The sequence below is a fragment of the Faecalicoccus sp. genome, assembly GCF_036552745.1.
In the GTDB taxonomy this organism is placed as follows: domain Bacteria; phylum Bacillota_I; class Bacilli_A; order Erysipelotrichales; family Erysipelotrichaceae; genus Faecalicoccus.
This window is the reverse complement of the sequence record NZ_JAXKBY010000068.1, coordinates 1-3,869: the sequence shown is the minus strand read 5'-3', so window position 1 is coordinate 3,869 and position 3,869 is coordinate 1. Positions and strand designations below refer to the sequence as shown.

Annotated in this window: 6 protein-coding genes and 1 rRNA gene; all 7 read right to left on the bottom strand. The window is 36.8% G+C overall.

The genetic code is table 11. From position 1 onward, the window contains the following. Window positions 1-264, bottom strand: a 264-nt coding sequence (locus tag U0M88_RS03360) for a signal recognition particle receptor subunit alpha (RefSeq protein WP_331868907.1), incomplete at its 3' end; no start/stop codon positions are given. A 15-nt stretch (window positions 265-279) separates the two neighbouring features. Further along, entirely contained in the window at window positions 280-768 is a 489-nt protein-coding gene (locus U0M88_RS03355) for a GNAT family N-acetyltransferase (protein ID WP_331868906.1), read from the bottom strand. Then, the gene (locus U0M88_RS03350) at window positions 759-1,703 is read right to left on the bottom strand and encodes a glycosyltransferase family 2 protein (RefSeq protein ID WP_331868905.1); all 945 of its coding nucleotides are present in this window, start codon (window positions 1,701-1,703) and stop codon (window positions 759-761) included. Before U0M88_RS03350 ends, U0M88_RS03355 begins: the two co-directional genes overlap by 10 nt. A 13-nt stretch (window positions 1,704-1,716) precedes the next feature. Continuing rightward, window positions 1,717-2,445, bottom strand: a complete 729-nt coding sequence (locus tag U0M88_RS03345; protein WP_331868904.1) for an ABC transporter permease — start codon at window positions 2,443-2,445, stop codon at window positions 1,717-1,719. 81 nt (window positions 2,446-2,526) lie between these two features. Beyond that, the gene (locus U0M88_RS03340) at window positions 2,527-3,384 is read right to left on the bottom strand and encodes a YitT family protein (protein ID WP_321035637.1); all 858 of its coding nucleotides are present in this window, start codon (window positions 3,382-3,384) and stop codon (window positions 2,527-2,529) included. 106 nt (window positions 3,385-3,490) lie between these two features. Then, on the bottom strand, window positions 3,491-3,748 hold the full coding sequence (locus U0M88_RS03335; protein ID WP_331868903.1) for a hypothetical protein: 258 nt from the start codon (window positions 3,746-3,748) through the stop codon (window positions 3,491-3,493). Between the two features lie 13 nt (window positions 3,749-3,761). Further along, a 5S ribosomal RNA gene (rrf, locus tag U0M88_RS03330) occupies window positions 3,762-3,869 on the bottom strand; the annotation flags it as partial.

The window sequence follows — 3,869 nt, the reverse complement described above, 5'->3', positions numbered from 1 at the left end:
TCCCAGTAATTCCTGAATTTCATCATGAACGATCTTAACGACCATTTGCCCCGGATTGACCGAATCAATGACTTCCTGCCCTAATGCTTTCTGTTTTACATTTTCAATAAATTCTTTAACGACATTGTAGTTCACATCCGCTTCCAATAAAGACATGCGCACTTCCTTCAACATGTCGTTCATATTGGATTCTGTCAGTTTCCCCTGTCCAGTTATATTTTTTAGTGCCTTTCCAAGGCGTTCACTTAAAGATTCAAAAGCCATTTTTCTCACTCCATCTTATTCTTTTACAGCCTGAAAGGCCATACGACTTTCGTGAATGGAAAGCAGTTCAATGTCTCCTACATACACAAAGCCGTTTTTCTTTAACATATTCTGCATGGGAATATTATCCTCATGCGTATCTATTCGAAGATTCTTTATTTTGGTAAAACAATAATTCAGAATCGATTGTCCAACATGAGGCACCCTTTGCCGTGATGCGATGCGATGAATCACACCATAAGGCTCCTCATTCAACCATTTCCCATCAATTTTGGCATAGCTGGGATCTTCCCCAATAAAGAACACAAAAGCTCCTTCTATTTCTCCACTTTGCTCATACACATAAAGTTGTTTTGTGGCCATATCCTTCAAAAGAATTTTTTTACTGGGATATCCTTGTGGCCACTGGGTCGGATTTCCATTTTCAATCATGAAACGTCTAGCCGTTTCATAAATCTCCATGAGCACATCTATATCTTGTATCGTCGCTTCTCTTACAGCCATTTGTTAAACTCCTCCTGTGTCTTTGTCTTAGCCCAACCAAATCGTAAGGAACAAATCCCCCGGCACAGCTCATAAGCCACATGCACAAAAGGATTGACTTTTTTCCAGTTGATCACAGCAGGCACAAATTGTGGATCATCTTTTTTAGTATAATACGCAAAAATCGTATATAAGATCACAAAATCACTGTTGACCAGATGAATATCAAAATGGAAGTCTTCTTCCGGATACCAGCGTCGCAGACAACTTTCCTGATATTCATACGCTTTACGCATATCGTATGCCGTTTCCAGATTCATACGATGGGTCAATGAGCCCTGGTGCTGGACATAATGATAATATCGTTTGGATATACAGCCTATCGTATCGGCATTGCACAAGGCTTTAAAAACAGTATATGTATCCTCAAAGCCACGCATAAACTCCGGAAAGCTGACATTGGAAAGGCATTTTTTCTTATAAAGCTTGCCCCATGGATAATTGTTCATCCCTTTATTTTCCGCAAGCGAATGCAAAGCCTCTTGTTTTGTCATGACTTTCTTTGTCTCCACCTTACGATACAAAGCCCCAAAACGATAGTCCATCGTATAACCACAACATACGATATCACAGTTATAAGCTTCCATATGGTGCATCATCGCCTGTAAAGTTTGCGGTGCGATATAATCGTCACTATCTACAAAGAATACGTATTCTCCCTTCGCATGACGCAATAGACGATTGCGTGTTGTTGAGACCCCTGCATTCTCATAGTTATACAGATGAATAAACGAATAGCGGTTCGCATAAGAAGATGCGATATATTTGGAATGATCGGTCGATCCGTCATTGACCATCACAATTTCAATATCTTTATAAGTTTGTGCAAGTATAGAATCCAGACAGTGAGATAAGTAGTTTTCTACATTATATACAGGTACCAAAATACTGATCATGTAAACTGCCTCCTTACCCAAAAAGCCTTTCTAAAACTTTCTTTAATAGTTTATTAAAAATACATACACAAATCAATAGCCAAATTGTCCAGGCCATTACTCCGGCTAAATTCACGTTCAATCGATCATATTGCATATTTGCCCCAATTCCCAGGGAAACCGATGTCATGATTTCCGCCATAACAACCACTTTAAAACCAAGCGATGAACAAGTAATCCAGCTGGAAGCCATAGCAGGACGAAGCAATGGTAAATAAACCATTTGTATCTTTTTGAACCAGCTTTGTGGATAGATTTGAAAAATGTCTTTCCAGGATTGGCTTATATCTTGAATTGCTTCAAAAAGATTTTGATAGAAGATTGGAAACAAAAGTAGAAAGGAAACAATATAAATGCTGATTTCCCGACTCACCCAAAACAACAATAAGATCACAAAAGTCACATTGGGAATGCTTCTCAGAAGTAAAAGAATCGGCTCAAAATATTGGGTAAAGGTTTTAAAACGATTGGAAAGAAAAGCCAGGAAAAACGCAATCACCGAAGAAATAAGCACCGAAAAAAGTACACGAAAAAAAGTCATGGCTAATGATTCATATAATTTTACATCCTGCATTTGCTCTGTCATCTGTGTCAAAACCTCATACGGTGTCGGCAAGATAATGGAATTATCGATTCCTAATGAAGCCAAAGTCCATACAATGAGAATCCCTGACAACAAAATAAGCCATTGTCTAATTTTCATACGTATCCTTTCTTTTAATCCTATAAATATTGATATATAGTCTTCTTGATTATACCAAAAGAAAAAAAGCACGCAATGTGCTTATCTCAGTTTTCGTTTATTGATGTTCCATGTACCAATGACTTCATTGACTGTAGAAACGGTCACAAAAGCTTGAAAATTGCTTTTATGCAGATAATCCAGCAGCTTTTTATATTCATTGCTCGTCATGATCGTTACCAATTCTACACGTTCCTCTTTTTTAAAACCACCTACGGCTTTATATAGAGTCACCCCACGATTCATCGAATTCATGATGTAATCTTGTATAACCGGATATTCTTCAGATAGAATACAGATTTTTTTCTTTTTATGAAATCCGTCGATAAAGTAATCAATAGCTTGTCCGTTGGCATAGGTTCCAATCAAGCTGACCACAAGCGTCCCGACATCATAAACAAGAATCGAGGTCATAGAAGTAATAAAGCCAGAAAGCGTCAAAGCTTTTCCAATTTCCATATGTGTATATTTGCTGACGATTTTTCCTACAATATCCAATCCTCCACTGGATGCATTCACATTAAACAAAATAGCCTGACCAAATGCGATGATCAATGTATAAGTAACCAAGTCATATACATTATTACCAGTAATTGATTCACTTAAAGGAAACAGAATTTCAAATACAGCTAAGAAAACAGGTAATAATATTGATGTATAAACTGTTTTGGCACCAAATTCTTTTCCAATGAACAAAAAACCGATCACTAAAAGTCCCATGTTTAAAATCAAAGTCAATATAGAGATAGATAAAGGTAACAATTGATTTAATACCATGGCCAAACCTGAAATACTTCCTACGACAATACCACTGGGTATCAAAAAGAAATAAATTGAAATCGATATAATAAACATCGCAAAGGTTATCAAAGAAAATTCTCTTACTGTCTCACTTTTCATTTCTAAATTCCCCCATCATTACCTTGGCTATTATAACAATGAAATAGATGGAACAACAGCAGAAAAAAATGAATATATTTTTGAAAAATATTGAAAATAAAATGTGTTATTCTGGTTCACATTGATCAAAAAAATCTAAAAATGCTTCAGCCGTTAAAAGAATGGAAGTATCTTGTCCTACAAAACAAAAAAGAACATTCTGTGTCGCTCCACAACAATTCTCATCATAAACAATGGAAAAAGAGCCGATCTGATTGATCCAATCTTTAACGGCTCCCTTATATATAAATGTCTTATCTTTACGATTTCGGCAGATTGAAATCGCAAGCTGCTCCTTTTCAAAATGATCCATAATAAGTTCCATATATAAAAAAATGACCCGGCAACGTGCTATCTTGGCAGGGGCAGGCCCAACTATTGTCGCCGCTGAAGTGCTTAACTTCTGAGTTCGGTATGAGTTCAGGTGGTTCCACTTCGCTATCGTC